The sequence below is a fragment of the Natrononativus amylolyticus genome (assembly GCF_024362525.1).
In the GTDB taxonomy this organism is placed as follows: Archaea; Halobacteriota; Halobacteria; order Halobacteriales; family Natrialbaceae; genus Natrononativus; species Natrononativus amylolyticus.
Map to the genome: position 1 here is coordinate 269360 of NZ_CP101459.1, position 19264 is coordinate 288623.

General features: G+C 66.9%; 17 protein-coding genes. 5 read left to right on the forward strand and 12 right to left on the reverse strand.

All coding sequences use genetic code 11. From position 1 onward, the window contains the following. Positions 1–27: 27 nt before the first annotated feature. The 3 genes from NMQ11_RS16610 to NMQ11_RS16620 all read right to left on the reverse strand — a co-directional run bounded on the left by NMQ11_RS16610 (position 28) and on the right by NMQ11_RS16620 (position 3653). Positions 28–1368 (reverse strand): aminotransferase class III-fold pyridoxal phosphate-dependent enzyme, encoded by a 1341-nt coding sequence (locus tag NMQ11_RS16610; protein WP_255171470.1) that lies wholly within the window; start codon positions 1366–1368, stop codon positions 28–30. Between the two features lie 101 nt (positions 1369–1469). Then, positions 1470–2705 carry a DegT/DnrJ/EryC1/StrS family aminotransferase gene (locus NMQ11_RS16615; RefSeq protein ID WP_255171471.1) on the reverse strand — a complete coding sequence of 412 codons (1236 nt, stop codon included), beginning with the start codon at positions 2703–2705 and terminating at the stop codon, positions 1470–1472. A 105-nt stretch (positions 2706–2810) separates the two neighbouring features. Then, positions 2811–3653, reverse strand: a complete 843-nt coding sequence (locus NMQ11_RS16620) for a PIG-L deacetylase family protein (protein ID WP_255171472.1) — start codon at positions 3651–3653, stop codon at positions 2811–2813. 128 nt (positions 3654–3781) lie between these two features. Between NMQ11_RS16620 and NMQ11_RS16625 the strand changes: the two genes are divergently transcribed. After that, positions 3782–4870 carry an aryl-sulfate sulfotransferase gene (locus NMQ11_RS16625; protein ID WP_255171473.1) on the forward strand — a complete coding sequence of 363 codons (1089 nt, stop codon included), beginning with the start codon at positions 3782–3784 and terminating at the stop codon, positions 4868–4870. Between the two features lie 4 nt (positions 4871–4874). Here NMQ11_RS16625 and NMQ11_RS16630 read toward each other — a convergent pair whose 3' ends face one another. From NMQ11_RS16630 to NMQ11_RS16640, 3 genes are all read right to left on the reverse strand, one after another. Continuing rightward, positions 4875–5171 carry a HalOD1 output domain-containing protein gene (locus tag NMQ11_RS16630; RefSeq protein WP_255171474.1) on the reverse strand — a complete coding sequence of 99 codons (297 nt, stop codon included), beginning with the start codon at positions 5169–5171 and terminating at the stop codon, positions 4875–4877. Positions 5172–5259: 88 nt separating this feature from the next. After that, complete coding sequence (locus NMQ11_RS16635; protein WP_255171475.1) at positions 5260–6060, reverse strand: sugar phosphate isomerase/epimerase family protein; 801 nt, start codon at positions 6058–6060, stop codon at positions 5260–5262. A gap of 178 nt (positions 6061–6238) precedes the next feature. Further along, entirely contained in the window at positions 6239–7711 is a 1473-nt protein-coding gene (locus NMQ11_RS16640) for an arylsulfatase (RefSeq protein WP_255171476.1), read from the reverse strand. Between the two features lie 373 nt (positions 7712–8084). Here NMQ11_RS16640 and NMQ11_RS16645 point away from each other — a divergent pair, with 373 nt between their 5' ends. Beyond that, complete coding sequence (locus NMQ11_RS16645; RefSeq protein WP_255171477.1) at positions 8085–9527, forward strand: hypothetical protein; 1443 nt, start codon at positions 8085–8087, stop codon at positions 9525–9527. 42 nt (positions 9528–9569) lie between these two features. On the opposite strand, the gene NMQ11_RS16650 is transcribed toward NMQ11_RS16645, so the two are convergent. From NMQ11_RS16650 to NMQ11_RS16675, 6 genes are all read right to left on the reverse strand, one after another. Continuing rightward, a complete protein-coding gene (locus NMQ11_RS16650) occupies positions 9570–10370 on the reverse strand; it encodes an AAC(3) family N-acetyltransferase (RefSeq protein ID WP_255171478.1) in 801 nt (266 codons plus the stop codon). A 7-nt stretch (positions 10371–10377) separates the two neighbouring features. Next, on the reverse strand, positions 10378–10833 hold the full coding sequence (locus NMQ11_RS16655; protein WP_255171479.1) for a universal stress protein: 456 nt from the start codon (positions 10831–10833) through the stop codon (positions 10378–10380). Positions 10834–10925: 92 nt separating this feature from the next. Continuing rightward, positions 10926–11981, reverse strand: coding sequence for a zinc-dependent alcohol dehydrogenase (locus NMQ11_RS16660; protein WP_255171480.1), 1056 nt, complete (start codon positions 11979–11981; stop codon positions 10926–10928). A 216-nt stretch (positions 11982–12197) separates the two neighbouring features. After that, complete coding sequence (locus NMQ11_RS16665; RefSeq protein WP_255171481.1) at positions 12198–13205, reverse strand: zinc-dependent alcohol dehydrogenase; 1008 nt, start codon at positions 13203–13205, stop codon at positions 12198–12200. 581 nt (positions 13206–13786) lie between these two features. Beyond that, on the reverse strand, positions 13787–14005 hold the full coding sequence (locus NMQ11_RS16670; protein ID WP_255171482.1) for a DUF8074 family membrane protein: 219 nt from the start codon (positions 14003–14005) through the stop codon (positions 13787–13789). Positions 14006–14095: 90 nt separating this feature from the next. Next, positions 14096–15307: an aminotransferase class V-fold PLP-dependent enzyme gene (locus tag NMQ11_RS16675; RefSeq protein ID WP_255171483.1), complete on the reverse strand. Its 1212-nt coding sequence runs from the start codon at positions 15305–15307 to the stop codon at positions 14096–14098. 317 nt (positions 15308–15624) lie between these two features. Here NMQ11_RS16675 and NMQ11_RS16680 point away from each other — a divergent pair, with 317 nt between their 5' ends. The 3 genes from NMQ11_RS16680 to NMQ11_RS16690 are packed head-to-tail and all read left to right on the forward strand — an operon-like array spanning position 15625 to position 19243. After that, the gene (locus NMQ11_RS16680) at positions 15625–16605 is read left to right on the forward strand and encodes an LLM class flavin-dependent oxidoreductase (protein WP_255171484.1); all 981 of its coding nucleotides are present in this window, start codon (positions 15625–15627) and stop codon (positions 16603–16605) included. Between the two features lie 4 nt (positions 16606–16609). Further along, a complete protein-coding gene (locus tag NMQ11_RS16685) occupies positions 16610–17686 on the forward strand; it encodes a Gfo/Idh/MocA family protein (RefSeq protein WP_255171485.1) in 1077 nt (358 codons plus the stop codon). Positions 17687–17689: 3 nt separating this feature from the next. Then, positions 17690–19243, forward strand: a complete 1554-nt coding sequence (locus NMQ11_RS16690; protein ID WP_255171486.1) for a sulfatase family protein — start codon at positions 17690–17692, stop codon at positions 19241–19243. Positions 19244–19264: the final 21 nt, after the last annotated feature.

The following is a 19264-nucleotide window of genomic DNA, read 5'->3' on the forward strand; positions in this document are numbered from 1 at the left end:
ATGCGGTACGGCCGGTTTCGCCCGCCGTCAGTCGTTCTCGCCGGTCCGCTGGCGCAGCGTCGCGCCGACCGGCTCGCCCTCGAGCCTGTCGGTCACGTCGTCGCTCTCGAGGGCGTCGGCGACAACCTCGAGCGACTCGCGGTAGGCATCGAGGACGAACGCGACGTCCTCGTCGGTGTGGCTGTACGTCGGGATGTGACTGCCGGTGTAGAGCACGCCGCGCTTGTGGGCCTCCTGCATGAAGAGGCTCCGAACGGCCTGGTCGTGGTCGCCCTCCTCGTCGTGGAACTGGATCGCAAAGCGCGGCGGAAGCCCCGTCGCTCGAGTCCGGTCCTCGAGTCCCACCTCGGTCGCGAGCTCGTTGTACCCCTCGAGGAGCGAGTCGCCGATCCGGAAGATGTGTTCGTGGACGTCCTCCTCCCGCTGGACGGTGATCGCCGCCTTCGCCGCGGCGAGCGAGGCTGCGTCGCCGGCGTAGGTCATCGAGTAGAAGAAGTCGTCGCGGTCGATCGTCTCCATGTACTCGCGCTTTCCGGCGAGCGCCGAGATGGGGAACCCGTTGGCCATCGCCTTCGCGAAGCAGGCGAGGTCGGGGGTGACGCCGTAGTACTCCTGTGCGCCACCGATGGCGAATCGGAAGCCGGTCAACACTTCGTCGAACACCAGCAGGGCTCCCTCGCGCTCCGCGAGTTCCTGCAGGCGCTCGAGGAAGTCGTCCGCCGGGTCCTCGAGGTTTACCGGCGTCGTCACGATCGCCGCGACGTTATCGGGGTGCGCTTCGAAGATCCGCTCGACACTCTCGATGTCGTTGTACTCGAATGCGACGGTGTTGTCGCCGATGCCATCCGGAATACCGGCGTCGAGCCCTTCGTTGGCGCTCGTCCAGACGTCGGGCCAGCCGTGGTAGCCCTGGGTCGCGATCACGTCCCGGCCGGTGTGTGCCCGCGCCACCTTCGCGGCGAGGGCGGTCACGTCGTTGCCGCTCTTGGCGAACTTCACCATCTCCGCACAGGGGACGACCTCGGTGAGGAGTTCAGCCACCTCGACGTGGAGCGGGTGCTCCATCGTGTACATCGTCCCGTCATCGAGCTGCGCTTTGACCGCGTCGGTCACGGCGGGGTAGTTGTGACCGAGGAGCACCGGTCCCAGCGCCGCGTTGCAGTCGACGTACTCGTTGCCGTCGGCGTCCCACAGGCGGCTCCCGTCCGCGCGGGCGATGTGCGTCGGCGAGACGCCCTGGACGAACTGCGTCGGCGCTTTGCTCCCAGTCTGGGTCGCCCCCGGGACGACCCGCGCCGCCCGATCCACTAGCTTTCGTGACTCCTGTACCGACCGGTCGCTCGCGGCCGATTGCGAACCCTTGGACATTACGAAAGAGACTCTCGCCGCGCGCTGATAAGTGCTTCGTTCACACGGAACGCAGCGTCAGACTGGTGCTCCGAGTTCGGGACCGCAGCGCTCGCCGGCTCTCACTCGAGCAACAGTTCGTCGACGTTCTCCTGAATCTTCCTGATCGCGCGCGGGATCGCCAGGACCGTGTCGTCCTCGGCGAGCAGCGCCGTGTGCGAGAGCCGGACGTTCGTTCGCATAATCTTCTCGACGCCGGGGAGGTGGCGGTGGCGGTTGACCGGGATGTCGGTTCCCGGCGGGACGAGCGCGCCCAGTTGCTCCCGGGAGAACGCCGGCTGCTTGTACAGCGGCAGTCCGTAGCCGGAACTCGCGGGAACGCCCTCGGCGGTGAGCGCCTCGAGGAACCGGTCCCGGGAGAGGCCGCCGAACGCCTCCGCGTCGTACCGGAAGTTGTAGACGCAGTAGCCGCGGTCGGTGATGCGGTCGTCCGCTCGCAGCGTGTGGATCCCGTCGATCGTCTCGAGTTCGGAGACCAGCAGCTCCTCGTTTCGCTGCCGGCGCTCGTTCTCCTCGGGGAGTTTCTCGAGCTGTGCACAGAGCAGCGCGCCCTGAAGTTCGGGCAGCCGGTAGTTCGAGGCGAGCATCGTGTGCTTGTACCCGGCGCCGACGGCCCGCCCGATGTTGTGGACGAGCCGCGCCTCCTCGGCGAGCACGTCGTCGTCGGTGACGACGATGCCGCCCTCGCCGGCGGGGAGGGCCTTCGACTGCTGGAACGAGAACGTCCCGAAGTCGCCGAAGGTGCCGACGCGCTCGCCCCGCCAGGCCGATCCCTGGGCGTGGGCGGCGTCCTCGATCAGGAACAGCTCGTGTTCCTCGACGATAGGCAGCAGTTCGTCCATGTCCATCGGGTACCCGCCGAAGTGGACGCCGACGATCCCGACGGTGTCCGCCGTGATCTCCTCGCGCACCGACTCGGGGTCGAGGTTGAACGTGTCGGGATCGACGTCGACGAACTTCGGGACGGCACCCATACACGCGATCGCGCTCGCGCTCGCGATGAACGTGTAGGCCGGGACGAGCACCTCGTCGCCGGGTTTCACGCCGCAGGCGCGCAGCGCGAGTTCGATCGCGACGGTGCCGTTCGAGACGGCGATCGCGTGTTCTGCGTCGTGGAACTCCGCGAACTCTTCTTCGAAGCGATCGACCCAGTCGGCGCCGTCGATGATCCGACACCACTTCTCCGACTCGAGGCTGTCGAGGACGTACTCTTTGCTCGTCTCCGTACACTGGGGCCAGCGCGGAATCTCGAGGTCGGCCGCCGCCTCGGGTCCGCCGTTGATCGCTAGGTCTGTCATTGTCGTGTTCGACTACCTTCATCATGCGCGGTATGGTACATGAGTCCATCGGTCACGTCGATGCTGCGGTGGCCCGGGACCGACGGGCCGTCGAATCCGGGTCGTTCAGAACGGGAACAGCAGTTCCTCGTGCTTCGCCGTCATCGTCCCGCCGTACTCACACTCCTCGAACGCCTCGGCGTACTGCACCCGCGAGCCGCGCTCTTCCCCGTAACGCTCGATCAGGTCCTCCCGGAACCGATCCGCGACCGCCTCGAAGTCGGGGGCGCGGGTTTCCGCGAGCCACTCTCGGCGCGCCTCGTCGCCCTCGGGCACCTCCTCGAGTACGTTCTGATTGTACGGCAGCCACTCGTACATCTGTGACTCGTGGCGGTGGATCGCGTCGAGCTTCCGTTCGATCGCGTCGTCGATGTCGACGACGACGTCCGCCTCGAAGGGGTACGGCTTCCGGAAGTCGTCCTCGAGGTAGCAGATGATCGGGTTGTACTGGAGGTGCGGCGTGTCGGGACAGATCGAAGGGACCGTGACCATGTACGCCGCGTCCTGGACGAGATCGGAGCCGTAGCGGTGGTCCGGGTGGTAGTCGTTCGGCCGGTGGGTGAGCACCAGGTCGGGTTCGTGCTCGCGGATGAGCCGGATGACCTTGTTGCGATTTTCGATCGTCGGGCGGAGCTTCCCCTCGATGATGTCGAGCGAAACGAAGTCTACACCGAGGACGTCGGCCGCCGCCCGACCCTCCGCGCGCCGGGTTCTGGTCAGTTCGAGGCCGCCGATCTCGTGGTGGCCGGCCTCGCCGTTGGTCAGGGAGACGAACGTGACGTCGTGGCCGCGGTCGGCCCACAGGCTGGCGGTGCCGCCGACTTTGATATCGCAGTCGTCGATGTGTGCGCCGATGACGAGCACAGTGAGCGGTTCGTCGGCTATCGCGTCGGGATCTGCCGTCGACATAGAAGAGACGACCACCCCCTCGAGCAATAACGCTTGCGACAGCGGTGAGTGGCGAGAGCGCAGACCCTTCAGCGTGCGAGAAATAACCTTTTCGTCGTGGGCTGAAAACGCTCAGCCGGAGAACTTACATGGCAGACGGAGTCACGGTTCACGATCCCGACCGGAGTTACGACGGCTACACGCTGTTCAACGAGACGTACGAGTACCCCGAGAAGGCCCCCGACGGGACGGGGAAGATCTACCTGATCGATATGGACGGCGAACCCGTCCACCGCTGGGAGGTCGAGACGGCGGTCCAGTCCTACACCCGCCTCCTGCCGAACGGAAACCTCCTCTATCCGACGCGCGACCGCTCGACGATCGAGGAGGCCGGCCTTCGGGAGCTCGACCCCGAGAGCAACGTCGTCTGGTCCTACCACTGTCGTATCGACCACGACTACCAGGTGATGGACGACGACCGCCTCCTGCTCCACACCATCACCGACAACATGGTGCCCGAACTCGGTACGGAGCTCAAGCGCAACCCCTACATCGTCGAAATCGACCGTGAGAAAAACCTCCACTGGGAGTGGTTCGGGGAGGACCACGTCGACGAGATGAGAGAGTTGCTCCCGGCGGAGGACTGGGCGTTCGTCGAGAATCGCATCGAGGAGGAGTACGCCTTCGACTGGGCGCACAACAACACCCTGCAGGTAATCCCCGAGAACGAAACCGCCGAGAGAGAACGCGAGGAGGGCGGTCCCGTCCGCTTCGAACCCGGGAACATCGTCTTCTCCTACCGGAGCCTCGACGTCATCGGCGTCATCGACTACCCCAGCGGGGAGATCGTCTGGGCGTGGGGACCGAGCGAACTCGACGGCCAGCACCTCCCGCACGTTCTCGAGAACGGTAACGTCCTCATCTTCGACAACGGCACCGAGCGCGGGTGGTCGCGCGTAATCGAGGTCGATCCCCTGACCGAGGAGATCGTCTGGGAGTACACCGCCTCGCCGCGAGAGGAGTTCTACGCGCCGTTCATCTCCGGCGCACAACGACTGCCGAACGGCAACACGCTAATCTGCGAGGGGACGAAGAAACACCTCTTCGAGGTGACCCCCGACGGGGAGGTCGTCTGGGACTTCGTCAGCCCGTTCACCGAAGAGGGCTCGATGGGGAACGTCTACCGCTGTCTGCGCTACTCGCCGGAGTACGTCGAGCCGCTACTCGAGTCACACTAACGGCTCACCCGTCAGCGGTGCGCTCGGAGACCGAGAGGCGCTCGCCGGCGACCAGTCTGACGTCGTAGTTCCCGACGGAGAATTCGATCTCGAGCCCGCAGCGCTCGCCGCGGTCGACGAGCGAATCCAGCGCGTCGGGGTCGAGGTAGTCGTACAGCGACCACTCGAGGTCGCAGGGGTCGGTATCGCTGAGTTCTTCGACGGCGAGGGCGACCGCGACGCTCGGAGAACCCGCCTCGCCGAGCGGACGAGTCACGTCGTCCTGTCGTTTCGTATCGTGGGTAGCCATACTGACGGACACGCTCCGTTCACCTCTCGTCGCGTTCGCAGGGGCTTCAATCTATGGTGCCCGATCCTGACTCTCAGTGCGCGCAACCGGTCCCGGAAGGTCAGCGGTTCGCCGGCTGGTCGACGCTGCGCGCCCTGTAGTCGGCGAACGCGTCGCTGCCGTGGGCGAGCGCTCCCGCGGCGTCGTCGGTCACGCCGTTCTCGCAGACGAGCCACTCGGCGCCGTTCTCACGGGCGGCGTCGACGCAGGCCTCGAGGTCGACGACCCCGGTGCCGACGTCCGCGTGGAGGGCGTCCGGGTCGTCGGGAACCGTGTCGGTCACGTGGACGACGGGGGCGCGCTCCGAGACGAGCGAGAGGAGTTCCAGGGCGTCGTACCCCGCGTGGGTCGCGAGTCCGACGTCCGGCTCGTAGCCGAAGCGACCGTCGGCGTGCTCGACGAAGTGCTCGAAGGCGGGGACGGCGTCGCCGTCGACCTCGATCTCGGTAAACTCGAAGGTGTGGTTGTGGTAGAGCAGTTCGACGTCGTGGTCGGCCAGGTCGTCGGCCAGCGCCGCGAGCCGGTCGGCCGCCGCTTCGACGCCCGCCGCGGACTCGAACGCCCCCGGATCGTACGTCGGGACGATCAGACGGGAGATGCCGACCGTCTCGCAGGCCGCGACGACGTCTTCGAGTGACGACTCGATTCGGTCGACGCCCAGGTGGGCGCCGGCGACTCCGAGGCCGGCGTCGTCGAGGGCGTCGGCGGTTCGCTCGAGGTCCCCGTCGTCCTCGAAGTCGTCGAAGTGAGCGGCGTAGAACTCGACGCCGTCGAACGTCGTCTCGCCGACGCGGGAGATGACCTCCGCCGTCGGTTCCTCGAACGCTCTCAGCGTGTACAGCTGAATCGCTGTTCGTACCATACCACAGTGCTGGTGAGGCGATATAAAGTAGTTTTGCTCGCTGCACGTTCGGCCGGCTGTTGGAGCCCGGGCAGCGCCGGCGCTCGTCGAGTACCGTCGGGCACTCGCGGCGGACTGGAGCCGGACTACGGCGAACCGGAAGCGAGCGGATCGGCGGCCGTCACCGTCCGAGACGGCCTCAGCTCTCCGAGCTGCAGTCGTCCGGATCGCCGACGTCTTCGGAGCCCGCACTCGTCGGGACGAGCCGCCCGTCCTCGACGAATCCCTCCTCGCGGTCGGCGAGGCGATCGACCATCGCCTCGCGGGCTCGCTCGAGCCGGTCTGCGTGGGCCGCCGACTCCGAGAGGTCCCGCTCCTCGCCGGGGTCCTCGGCGAGGTCGAACAGCAGGCGGCTGTCGGTGACGGGGTTCCAGACGAACTTGTAGCGCTCGCCGATCAGGTACTGGGTGCCGTTCTCCGGATCGTAGCTCCCGGGAGCGTGCTCGCCGTGGTACCACTCGCGCCAGTCCTCGCGTTCGGGCTCCTCGAGGAGTTCGAACAGGTTCCGCCCCTCCACGGTATCGGGGACGTCGACGTCCGCGGCCGAGAGCAGCGTCGGCATCACGTCCTCGAGCCCCACCGGCTGACCGACGATCCGCTTTCGCGGCGCCTCCATCCAGTCGGGATACCGAAGCAGGAACGGGACCCTCGAGGACCCCTCGTAGGCGTAGCTCTTTCGCCACATGTGGTGGTCGCCGAGCATCTCGCCGTGGTCCGAGCAGAAGACGACGAACGTGTTCTCGTAGTCGCCGCTCAGCCGAAGTGCGTCGATGACCCGCTTGATCTGGTGGTCGATGTGGGTGATGAGGCCGTAGTAGGCCGCTCGCGCCCGGTGGACGATCGTCGGCGGGAGGTCCGCAAGCCAGGCGTCCGCGGCCGGATAGTCGGGGATCTTCTCGCCGTGTTCGGCGTCGATCCAGTCGCCCATGTACGGCGCCGGGGTCTCGCGGTCGACGTACATATCCCAGTACGCCTGCGGCGGATCGAACGGGGTGTGCGGGCGCACGTACGACAGGTTGAGGAAGAACGGCCGGCTCTCGTCGCGCTGGTCGAGGAACTCGAGGGCCTTGCGAGTCGTCCAGTTCGTCGGGTGGTGGTACTCCTCCGCGTGCCAGGGGCGGGGGTCCCACGAGTTCCGCCCGAGCCCGTGGGACAGCTCGTCGAAGTTGCCGTCGGTTTCGGTCTCGAGCCAGCGCGTGTAGTCGTCGTTCGGGTGGGAGAACAGCGCCTCGTGCTGGTCCATGCTCTCGAACCCCATGTGCTTGCGGATCGGGATCGAGTGGATCTTCCCGGCGAGTTTCGTCTGGTAGCCCGCGTTCCGAAGCTCCTCCGGAAGCGTGTGCTCGAACTCCCAGGGGGTGGTCACCCAGCCCGGCGCGCCGTTGGTCGAGGGCGTCTGTCCCGTGAGCAACGACCGCCGCGCCGGAATGCACGACGGGGCGGGGGTGTACGCCCTGGTGAACATCGCGCCGTTCTCGATGAAGTTGTCGATGTTCGGCGTGTGAACGAGCGATCGTCCGTCCTCGTCTCGCGGCGAGTGCGGATCAGCACCGATGCAGTCCCCCCGGTGCTGGTCAGTCATGATGAACAGGATGTTCGGTCGGTCCGCCATGGCTCATACCACCGACGCGGAGCATATAATTCTACGTACCTGGTCGCCAGACCGTCTGCGTCGATCCCGACCCGCACAGACGGGCCTGCTTCCCCACACCCGGCCGCTGATCGGTGAGGTGTCCGTCCCGCCGGGTTCTCTCCGTCGGTCGGGGGAGTCTCGACGAGCGAACGTTCAACGCTCTATAAAATTGTATAAACCCTTATCGTCCGGTTGTGTGAGACGTGAACTGCTGACACACATGACCTCAGACCGATCAGCAGATCGCACAAGCAACGCTACCCGACCGGCCGGTGCGGACTCGAGTCCGCGCGGACTCGACAGGCGGGGCTGTCTCAAACTTGCCGGTGCCAGCCTCCTGGCCGGAGTCGCGGTGGGCGTTCCGGGAGTCGCCGCGGCGGACGACGACGAGTACGGTACGGTTCTCGATATCGTCGACGACTTCGGTGCCGATCCGACCGGTGAGGAACCGATCAACGACGCGCTCGCCGAAGCGACGGCAGCGGTCGAGTACGATTTCAGCCACTACGATGGCGTCGGCTCGCCTATTGTGGCGGTCGACGAGATTGATTTCAACGACGACGGCGTCAAGGTCGCCTTTCCGGAAGGCGAGTACGTCGTCGACAGCGGACCGAACAACTGGGGGTTCGCTCGCTGGGGGATCAGCCCCGACACCCCCAAGGAACAGCAGTTTCTCGGCAAACTCGCGGTGGTCGGTGACGGCGACGTCACGCTCGGGACGACCGAGGGAGGGCGGTACCCGCTGTTCACGCTCTGGGGCCGTGACATCCGGATCGAGAACTTCACCGTCGACCAGACGCCGGACGACACCTCGACCGGCATAACGGGACAGGCTTCCGAACGGCTCGAGATCCGGGATATCCACTTCGACGGGAAAGTGACCGGTCCGTACCAGGAACTGCCCCACCCCAATGACGAACCGGAGGAGTACAACGAGAACATCCTCGACGACCCGCAGTGTCTCGGCCCCGGTGTCTTCGGTTCCGACGGGGGCGGCGTGATCGAGAACGTCCGAGCACCCGATGGCGTCGTCGATTACAGTCGAAAGGGTGGCGTCTGGGTGACGTTCCACCACGCAGGCGACCTGCTCTTTCGAAACTGCGAGTTCTCCTACTTCGGAGACAACGCGATCTACGCTTCTCCACCCGGTATGTCCGGAAACGGCCAGCAGGGATCGGTCCGCGTCGAGGATTCGCTGTTCAAGAACAACAACGTCACCGCGATCCGACTCGGCACCCCGGGAAGCTACGCCAAAAACTGCGTCGTCATCACCGAGGAAGGCGAGATCCCCGCAACCCCCTGGGGCGCGATCACGAGCCGCGCCGGCTGGGTCTGGTACACCTTCGACGGCTACTACGAGAACATCGACGTGATCCACGACCACCCCGCTGGAGAGGGGATTCTCGACCACAACGACGACACCAGGGGCCTCGATCTCACGGTCCGGAACTGCCGGTTCGAGCTGAACAACGACGGGTCGAACGCACTCCGGGTCACCGATCCCGGCGTCGATAGGCTCGCGGTCCGGAACGTCGACGTCACCGGCGAGGCCGGAGACGGCGCGGCCGTCGAACTCGGAAACACGGACGTCGACGTTCGTAACCTCTGTCTCTCCCAGACCGGGGACGACCGCGACGGGATCTCGCTCGCCAACGCCACCGGTTCGATCGTCAACGCGAACGTCGACGTCACGGGCGAACAGATCGTCGGGGACGACGGCGGCGTGACCGTCCGAAACCTTCGAGACGACGGATCCTGCTCGCCCGCACGTCCACGGAACCCGCTCGAGGACTGAGCGGGCCGATCCAACTCCGACCGAAGCGCGCTTCCGACCGCCTCACTCGATGCGTTCTCGCGCCTCCGGACACCACCAGCAGTCCGGTTCGGCACAGAGCAGGAAACCGGGATCGTCCTCGAGCGCCTCGAGTGCCGCCTCGATGATCGCGTCGCCGTCCATCAATTGCGCGGGCGCTCGACCGATGTGACCGCGCCTGAGAACGCCCGCGTCGTCGGCGAGCGGCTCGAGCGCCGAAAACCCTTTACCGCAGCCGACGCGCGCCGTCTCGACCGTCCGCACGGTTCCGTCCCCGTCGCGAACGAGGACCCGGTTCGTCCCCGTCTTGTACGGCAGCTCGGCGAGCGCCTCCGCGACGTGAATCGTCGAGTTTCGCTCGTGACCGACGCCGACGAGCAGGATCGAGCCGCCGCGTCTCGCCAGGCGGTGCAGCGGGCTGTCGGCGCCCAGCGATCGCTCGAGGGCGTGATCCGTCGTCAGCGTCGTCGCTGCCGGACCGATCGCCGACACCGAGTGCGTCGGGTGTGCGCTCCGAACGGCGTCGGGGCGAGTGCGGAGCGTCTCGGTGATCGCCCCGGTTCGCGACCGGGTCCGCTCGCGATCGAACGGCTCCTCACGGACGACGAACGGTGTAAACGTGGGAACGACGACCGTTCCCTCGCTCCCGACGGCGGTGCAGAGCGCGTCGATGACCGCGTTCGCGCCGCCCTCGACCCAGCCGATGCTCGAGAGCGCGCCGTGAACCGCGACCTCGTCGCCGTCGCGGAGTCCGAGTCGCTCGAGGTCCGCGACGAGATCCGCCGTCGAGACCGTTCCGTCGGCCGGATCCGGTGTCCCGGTCATCCCCGGGTCAGGACAGTTCGACAGTGACGCGGCCGTCGAAGTTGAGCAACACCGACTGGGTCGTATCACCGAAGACGACCTTGCCGGTCGGGGATCGCTTGCGGCCGCCGATGAAGACGTGGTCGCAGTCGTACTCCTCGGCGATCTCGAGGATCGTCCCCGCTTCCTCGTCTTCGAGGACGGTGGCGACGGCCGTCGAATCGACGTCGACGCCCTCGAGGACGTCCGCCGCGTGCCGTTCGGTGTCGGAGACGACCGACCGGAGGATGACGTCTTCGTCGTAGTCTGCGTGCTCGACGTCCGCGATCGTCTCGAGGACGTCTAAGTCCTCGTCGAACTCCTCGGCGTCGACGAGCGAGAGCATCACGAGTTCGGCGTCGACGCCGGCGGCCAGTTCGCCGGCTTCCCTGAGCAGTTCGTCGGTTTCGTTCGAGTCGTCGAGGATCACGAGTGCACGTTCCATGGTTCTCTGCGTAGAATTACCCCGACCCCTGTTGAATATTGCGCTCTGGAGCGGATCCGTCCTGCGGTGTGTGGACGGCCGTCCGTACAGATCTACGGGCGGAGCACCGCCTTCACGACGCCGTCGCGACGGTTCTGGACGGTGTCGAGCGCCGTTTCGAACTCCTCGAGCGGGAACTCGTGGGTGACGACGCCCTCCGTCGTCAGGTCGCCCCGGCGGAACAGTTCGATGACCTCGTCGACCGCGTGGGCGGCGGTTACCCCGCCGACGATGGTCAGTTCCTTGGCGACGATCTGGTCCGGATCGAGGTCCTTCTGCTGACCGAAGACGCCCGTGAGCGCGATGGTTCCCTGCTTGGCGGCGCTCTGGACGCAGGTCTCGAGGACGTCGCCAGCGCCGGCGGCCTCGATACAGAGGTCGACGCCCCGTCCATCGGTGTGCTCCATCAGCGCCTCGACCGGGTCTTCCTCGCGGACGTTGACCGTTCGCGTCGCGCCGAGTCGTTCGCCGGCCTCGAGGCGCTCGTCGCGCGTGCCGGTGAGGACGACGTCGTCGACGCCCTGGGCGCGGAGGAGCTGGACGCCGTAGAGGCCGAGCGAGCCGGGGCCGAGCACCGCCGCGGTGTCGGTGAACGACGTGGCGACGCGGTGCATCGCGTGGAGCGTACAGCCCGCCGAGTCGATCTGGCTCGCCTGAACGTCCGAAACGTCGTCGGGCAGCGGCGTGAGGGTGTACGCCGGCCACGCGGCGTACTTCCGGTAGCCGCCGTCGATGGTGAAGCCGATCTCCTTCAGCTCGTCACACTGGTAGTAGCGGCCGTCACGGCACCCCTCGCAGGTGCCACAGAAGACGAAGCCGTGGAGGGCGACCCGCTGGCCGACCTCGAGGTCGTCGACGCCGTCGCCGAGCGCGACGACCTCGCCGGCCACCTCGTGGCCGAGGACGATGGGGTAGTCCGTCCACGGCGGCCCCTCGCCGTGGATGAGGCCGACGTCGCTGCCGCAGATTCCGATCGCGGTGACGCGGACGAGCGCCTCGCCCGGCCCCGGCTCCGGAACCTCGCGTTCTTCGGCCCAGGCCTCGCCCGTTCCGTCCGTCACGACGGCCTGCTGGGACGCTCCGACCGGCGGCTCCGTCACGCCGCTCATCGGGTCGACCTCGCGGCTCGGTGGTCGGCGGTAGTACTCTCCGGATAGCTGGCTTCTGTGGCGTCTCCCTTCGCGTGCGTCGGGTTCGGATCTGTGTCTGTCATGGTCGTGATCAGTTCCTTTCAGAGTCGTTTTGCGCGTCGGTGCTTATGCTTTACCGTCGGCCCGGCCCCGGTTTCGGAACGCGCCGTCACCGCGGGCGAGCGGGCGTCCGGATCACTCCCACTCGAGAACCACGCCCATCGCCTCCGAGCGGTCCTCGAGCAGGTCCCCGTACAGCCGCGGCGCCTCCCGGTAGGACTCGGTGTGGCTGATCAGCGGCGCGACCTCGAGCGTCCCGTCCTCGACGAGGTCGAAGAACAACTCGGCGTGGCGGTGTTGGGTCCACGGGTTCCCCGGCGTCGCGACCGGCGGGTGGGAAGCGTTGTGCGCCCCGATGATGGCGTAACTGGGCGCGTTACAGTGGTCGTGGAGGTCGATCGTCGTCTCGCCGCGGGGGCTGCTCAGGACGACCAGTCGACCCTGCTCGCGCAAGACGTTGAACTCGTCGGTGATCACGTCGGGATTGCCCGTCACCTCGAAGACGACGTCGGCGAGGCGGTCGTTGCCCGCCGCCCGCACGGTCGACTCGGGATCGTCCGAGAGCGGGTTCGCCCCGACGACGCCCGGATCGTCGGGGAGATACTCGAGTCTGGAGTCTGCGACGTCGAATCCGACGACCGGTCGAGCGCCGGCGGCGCTGCAGACGCGAACGGCCAGCTGGCCGAGGAGCCCGAGCCCGTAGACGGTCGCCGACTCACCCCAGGTGAGATCGCTCCGTCGCACGCCGTTCATCACGATCTCGGCGATGGTGAAGAACGTCGCCTCGTCGTCGGTTACGCCGTCGGGAATCGGCCGGCAGGCGGCGGCGGCGGTGCAGACGTACTCTGCGTGACCGCCGTAGGTGGCGACGCGCTGCCCCGTCGAAACCGACGCGACGTCGTCGCCGGTTTCGACGACCGTCCCGATGTTGTTGTATCCGGGCGTAAACGGGTACTCGATGTGATCGTCCCAGCTCGAACCGCGCGGAACGTCACCGGCGAGCGCGGTCAGTTCGGTGCCGGTACTGACGAGCGTGCGGTTCGAGCGGATCAGCACCTGATCCGCCTCTGGTTTCGGAACCGGCCGCTCTTCGATCGCTGGCGATTCGACGTCCGTGAATACGACTGTGTGGTTTGTGGTCATCGATATGCATCGGTGGCTGGCGGTCCGCCTCGCCCCGTCCGTGTGAGCGATACACGCACCCGGTACCATAGGTGTTTTCGTTACGCCGGATCGACGGTCCGCGAACGGCTCTCGGCTCGAGGTCGCGACGCTCGAGGACAGGCCCAGGCGTCGGACCCGAAACGGCAGCCGAGAGCACAGTCAGTTTACCTCTGGTAAACGATTCGCCCCGCTCGCTCATGACACGGTACTGAGTGACACAGTCCGGTTCGGAGATGAATCCACCAAATTCCGGCACGATGTGGTTCACGTTACAGGCATACGTTAGTAATTCTATCGCGGTTCGTTCTCTCGAGATGATCGTTTTGCGTCGGTGAACGCGACTCGTATACCCGGCGCACCGTTCGAAACGGTTTCATCGGAAAAAACGGCCGCGTGACCGCTGGCCCGGTCGGAAAGGAGCCCTGAGAGATCGACACACAGAACGGAGCAATCGCGACCGGAGAGCCGCGGGTACGCCTGGCTGGGGTCGGAGTCGGAACTCGTTCACGACGGTTCTCACGCCGTGGTCGCGGGTCGAACGGTCTCCGCGCGGCGACCCGCTACCCCTCCGTAGTTTCCGGTTCGCCGCGCTCGAGGGTGATCAGCCGGTCGTACATCGCGTACCGGAAGTACGCCGTCCAGAAGAGGGCGAAGACGAACATGATTCCGAAGAACAGGAACCGGTCGTCGATTCCGAAGTGCATAATCACGTATCCGCCGCTCAGGACGACGCCGAAGTTATACATGAACACGACCAGGTTCGAGAGTGGCGATTGCATACCACAGCGTCACGCGTCGGTGACAAAAATCCGCCGGTTCCTCGACATACCGCCCGCAGCCCGGCCGTTCGGCAGGAGGGGATAGCCCGCCTACGCCAGGTACGACCGGATCCGCTCGACGACGTACTCGGCCTCCTCGTCGGTGAGACACATCGGGTTCACGGTGAACGCCGACTCGTGGAGGTAGTCGGGACCGACGAACACGCGCGGGTCCTCCGTTCGCAACTCGGCGACGAGCGTCTCGACGTCGATCCCCGCGATCTCCGGATCGAGCGTGACGTACACCTCCGGTGCGACTGCCGTCTTCTCCGCCTCCGTAACCGTAATCGAGAGGCCCTCTTCCTCGCGGAGCGCCGACGCCATCCCGTCCGTTCGCTCCGTCCACTCGCGTACGCGAGCGTCGTGGTCCTCATCGACGAACAGCTGCAGGGCACGGATGAGCCCCGCGATCTCCTCCTTCCCGACCTTGAGCGGCCGGCCGACACCCTGGCGCGGGACGCCCGCGAACCGCTCGAGGTCGATCAGGTTCGCCGGCGGCTCCCAGACGTCCTCGGCGACGTGCATGTCGAGGTGTTGCATCGCCGCGGACTCGATGAGGTCCTCGCGGCCCGCTAAAATCCCCGAGGCCTGCGGGCCGCGGATCGCCTTCCCGCCGCTGAAGACGACGAGGTCGGCGCCCTCGTCGATAAAGCGCGAGAGGTTCCGTTTCGGCGGCAACTCGGCGGCCGCGTCGACGATCACGGGCACGTCGTGTTCGTGTGCGACCGCACAGACGTCCTCGAGGTCGGGCTGGGAGTACGACTTCTGCATGTACGCCACCGCGGCGGTCTTCTCGGTGATCGCCGCCTCGATCTCCCACAGCTCGGTGTTCACGGAGCCGGTGCCGAGGTGGTTGTCGTTGTTGCCGACGTCGACGATTTTCGCCCCCGCGAGGCGGATCGCGTGGTCGTAGCCGTTGCGGTGCGAGCGGGGCATGATCACCTCGTTCGCGGCACCCTCGGCCAGCGGGAGCTCGTCCATCGTCTTCAGGTCGGTGTCGGCGATACAGGCGGCCGTCCCGAGGGTGAGACACGCCGCCGCGCCGCTGGCGACGTAACCCGCCTCCGCGCCCGTCACCTCAGAGATGAGGTCGCTCGCTCGAGCCTGGAGGTCCGAGATGCGGACGAACGACTCCGCCGCGCTCGCCATCGCCTCGACGGCCTCCGGCCGGATGAGGCTCCCCCCGATCCGCGTTTTGGTGCTCGCCGCGTTGATGACGGTCGGCACCTCGAGTTCGTCGTAGATCGATTGCTCGTCGGTCATGATGTGTGTCCACCCGACCCATCCGTCGGACGGGAAATAAGTGATTCGATGCTCGTGATCTCGAGGGGTCCAGCCGTTCCAGAGCGGGTCTCGGTGGGGCGCCGGGTACTCTGCGGTGTCGTCGAGCCGGTCGGACGACTCCGAGCTCGCCGCTCGTCGCTCCCGTACGCTTATTATCCCCCGTTGCCATCCAACGGACGAATGCGAGATCGTTCGATGTACACACGTGACGCGTCCGTACTGACACAGCTGTCGTTCGGCCGGCGAGGGACGGCGGCTCGAGGATCGAAAGCGGCCGAGACTAGGAGGCCAAACGCATGAAGTTCGGCGTCTTCCAGAACCAGTACTACACGCCCGGCGACGACTTCGAGGTGACCGACCTCGTAGAGCAGGCCGAGTTGATGGAGGACCTGGGCTTCGACGGCGCAGCCCTGGGCGAGCGTCACGTCCACGAGGAAGGGGTGGTGGAGCCGCTCACCGCGCTGTCGGCGCTGGCGGCCAGGACCGAGACGCTCGAGCTGGCGACGATGGCGATGCTGCCGGCGCTGTACAACCCGCTCCACCTCGCAGAGAAGGTGGCGATGATCGACCGCCTCTCCGGCGGCCGAATGCGCTTCGGCGCGGCGATCGGCTACCGCGAACGCGAACTCGAGCCGTTCGGCGTCTCGCTCGACGACCGGGTGCCGAAGTTCATGGAGTCGCTGTCGCTGCTCAAGCGGCTGTGGGCCCAAGACAGCGTCTCCCACGACGGCGAGGCGTGGTCGTTCGAGGACGTGTTCGTCAGCCCCCGACCGGCGGGGTCGATGCCGGTCTGGATCGGCGGCCACGCCGACATCGCCATCAAGCGGGCGGCCTATCGCGGCGACGCCTGGATCGCCAGCGCCTCCTCGACCACCGACGACTTAGCGCACCAGATCGGCGTCTACGAGGACTCCCTCGAGGAGTTCGAGATGGATCGCGCGGACAACGACGTGGTCCTCATGCGCGACTGCTTCGTCGCCGACTCCCTCGAGGACGCCCGCGAGACGATCGAGCCCCACCTGCTCGAACTCTACCGGATGTACGCTCGGTGGGGCCAGACGTACATGGACGAACACGAGGTCGAAGTCGACTACGACGAACTCGAGGAGAAGTTCGTCCTCGGCTCCCCCGAGGACTGCCTCGAGAAGTTGCGGACGTACGAGGACCTCGGCGTCGACCAGGTCTACCTCCGGGTTCAGTTCCCCGGCCAGCCACAGGACGTCACCCTCGAGTGTCTCGAGCGCATCGGCGACGAAATCATTCCGAAACTCGACTGATCCCATGAACGACCCCACGATCGGTTACATCGGACTGAACCACCACCACACGGAACCCTACCTCGGAACGCTCGCCGAGCTGCCGGCGGACGTGACCTGCGCCTGCGAGCCAGACGAGTCCTTCGACACCGACGCCGTCGACGGCCTCGGCGACGTCCCGCTGTACCGGGAGCCGGAGACCCTGCTCGAGGCGGAAGCGCCGGACGCGGTCTGGATAACGCTCTCGAACAGGGAGACGCCCCGCGTCGTCGAGGCCGCCGTCGACCGCGGGATCGACGTCTACACCGAGAAGCCGGCGGCGAGGACCGCGGCGGATCTCGAGGCGCTCGTAGAGACCGCCGAGGGATCGGACGCGACCGTCTGCGTCTCCTACACCTGGCGGGGCCACCCGGCCTCGGCGGAACTCAGGTCTCGCGCCGCGCAGGGCTTTTTCGGCGACCTCCGGGCGCTCGAGGCGCGGTTTCTCGCCTCACAGCTCGCGTACCGCGACGCCGACCACTACCTGTTCGACCGGGCGGCGAGCCGGGGCGGCATCGTCCAGTGGCTCGGCATCCACTGGATCGACCTCCTCCCGTGGATCCTCGACGACCCCATCGCCCGCGTGAACGCGAGCCTCGAGTTCGAGACGCCCGGCGTCGACGTCGAGGACGGCGCGGTCGTTCAGTTCGAACTCGCCTCGGGCACGATGGGGTCGCTGCAGTGTGGGTACTACCTCCGCGAGGGCCGCTACGACACCGCCCTGTCGATCACCGGGATGGACGGCCGCGCCACGTGGGACCCGATGGGCGACTACTTCGGCTTCGAGGACGAGACGACAGTCGAGTTCGAGTCGACCAGCGACGAGTACGCGAGCACGCCGCGGCGGTTCCTGACGTACGACTACGAGCCGGTTCCCGGCTACGGCGGCGGGTTCGGCTACGACTTCATGGCGCAGTTCCTCGAGGCCCGCGTCAACGACGACGTCGACGTGCCGGCTGACCTGCGGGACGCCCTGGAAGTCGTCCGGGTGCTCGACGCGATCTATGAGTCGGCCAAGGCAGAGGGGTGGGTGGCGGTCGAAAACGCGAAACTCGAGGGCTGAACCGTGAACGTTCTCCTGATAGACGTCGATTCGCTTCGTCCCGACCACCTCGGCTGTTACGGCTACGGCCGCGAGACGAGTCCGACGATCGACTCGATCGCACGGCAGGGCGTCCGCTTCGAGCGGTGTTACGCCTCCGACACCCCCTGTCTGCCGAGCCGAACGGCCCTCGCGACGTGTCGGTTCGGGATCGACACCGGCGTCGTCACCCACCACGGCGAGGGACAGCGCTACGACGAGCCGGGCGACGGCCACGATCCCGGCTCCGCGGTCGTGCCCGCGTTCCGCCACCTCGCAGAGCACGGCGTCTACACCGCGTCGGTGAGCCAGTTCGCCCAGCGTCACCTCGCGTACCACTTTAGCGCCAACTTCCAGGAGTCGATTACTCCCACCGCGACGGCGGGCGGGCCGGCGATCGAGGACTGTTCGGACGTGACGCCGATCGCCGAGTCGTGGATCGACCGCCACGCCGGAGACGGCGACTGGCTCCTCCACGTCAACTACTGGGACGTCCACCATCCCTACCTCGGGATCGAGGAGTTCCTCGAGCCCGTCCGCGAGTCGGGGCCGGCGCCGTCGTGGCCCGATCAGGAGGCGATCGACGACCAGCGAGGGATGACCGGCGTCCGCTGTGCGGACCTGTGGCCGAGCGCGACGCAGTACCGCGGCGACTGGGAGGACTTTTACGACTACCCGATGCCGGAATCCGTCGAGGGACCCGAAGACGTCGCTCAGTTCGTCGACGGCTACGACGCGAGCATCCGTCGCGTCGACGGCGAGGTTTCGAAACTGCTCGAGTGCCTCGAGCGAAACGGCATCCGCGAGGAGACCGCCGTCGTCGTCACCGCAGATCACGGGGAAGCCTTCGGCGAACACGGGATCTACGCCGAACACGCGTTCCCGCACCCGGCCTGCCAGCGCGTGCCGCTGATCGTCTCCTGGCCGGGCGTCACCGACGACGCGGCGGGCGCGGCGATCGACGGCCAGGTGTACCAGTTCGATCTCGTCCCGACGGTGTGCGAACTGGCCGACGTGCCGATTCCGTCGGGGTGGGACGCCGAGGCGTTCACGCCCGCCCTCGAGACCGGAGCCTTCGACGGCCGGGAGACGATCGTCTCCGGACACGGGATCTACACCTACGGCCGCGCCGTCTACCGGGACAGGTGGCTGTACGTCCGGCTCGTCCACCCCGGCGTCTACTCCCTCCCGGGCCTCTACAACGACCCCGACCTGCCGAGCGACGGGCTCGAGCTGTTGCACGACCTCGAGTCGGATCCGAACCAGACGACCAATCTCGCCGCGGAGCGACCGGAGAAGGCGGCCGAACTCCGCGGCGCGCTCGACCGCTGGCTCGCCGACCGCCTCTCGGACGCGCGGAGGGGTCGGAATCGCGGCGAGGGTCGCGGCGTCGATCCGCTCGCGCGCACCGCCGCCAGGGGGCCGTACCTCTACGTCGATCCGGCGGAACTGCTGGCGCTCTACCGCGAGCACGGTCGGACGGCCGAGCAGATCGCGGCGCTCACCCGGTCGATGGAGCGATTCCCTCGAGCCCGCTAATCCGGCCGGCGATCTCGAGTA

Excerpts from the sequence above, each read along its gene's own strand:
- NMQ11_RS16610 (WP_255171470.1), bottom strand. The coding sequence starts at position 1,368 with ATGTCCAAGGGTTCGCAATCGGCCGCGAGCGACCGGTCGGTACAGGAG.
- NMQ11_RS16615 (WP_255171471.1), bottom strand. The coding sequence starts at position 2,705 with ATGACAGACCTAGCGATCAACGGCGGACCCGAGGCGGCGGCCGACCTC.
- NMQ11_RS16620 (WP_255171472.1), bottom strand. The coding sequence starts at position 3,653 with ATGTCGACGGCAGATCCCGACGCGATAGCCGACGAACCGCTCACTGTG.
- NMQ11_RS16625 (WP_255171473.1), top strand. The coding sequence starts at position 3,782 with ATGGCAGACGGAGTCACGGTTCACGATCCCGACCGGAGTTACGACGGC.
- NMQ11_RS16635 (WP_255171475.1), bottom strand. The coding sequence starts at position 6,060 with ATGGTACGAACAGCGATTCAGCTGTACACGCTGAGAGCGTTCGAGGAA.
- NMQ11_RS16640 (WP_255171476.1), bottom strand. The coding sequence starts at position 7,711 with ATGGCGGACCGACCGAACATCCTGTTCATCATGACTGACCAGCACCGG.
- NMQ11_RS16650 (WP_255171478.1), bottom strand. The coding sequence starts at position 10,370 with ATGACCGGGACACCGGATCCGGCCGACGGAACGGTCTCGACGGCGGAT.
- NMQ11_RS16655 (WP_255171479.1), bottom strand. The coding sequence starts at position 10,833 with ATGGAACGTGCACTCGTGATCCTCGACGACTCGAACGAAACCGACGAA.
- NMQ11_RS16660 (WP_255171480.1), bottom strand. The coding sequence starts at position 11,981 with ATGAGCGGCGTGACGGAGCCGCCGGTCGGAGCGTCCCAGCAGGCCGTC.
- NMQ11_RS16665 (WP_255171481.1), bottom strand. The coding sequence starts at position 13,205 with ATGACCACAAACCACACAGTCGTATTCACGGACGTCGAATCGCCAGCG.
- NMQ11_RS16670 (WP_255171482.1), bottom strand. The coding sequence starts at position 14,005 with ATGCAATCGCCACTCTCGAACCTGGTCGTGTTCATGTATAACTTCGGC.
- NMQ11_RS16675 (WP_255171483.1), bottom strand. The coding sequence starts at position 15,307 with ATGACCGACGAGCAATCGATCTACGACGAACTCGAGGTGCCGACCGTC.
- NMQ11_RS16680 (WP_255171484.1), top strand. The coding sequence starts at position 15,625 with ATGAAGTTCGGCGTCTTCCAGAACCAGTACTACACGCCCGGCGACGAC.
- NMQ11_RS16685 (WP_255171485.1), top strand. The coding sequence starts at position 16,610 with ATGAACGACCCCACGATCGGTTACATCGGACTGAACCACCACCACACG.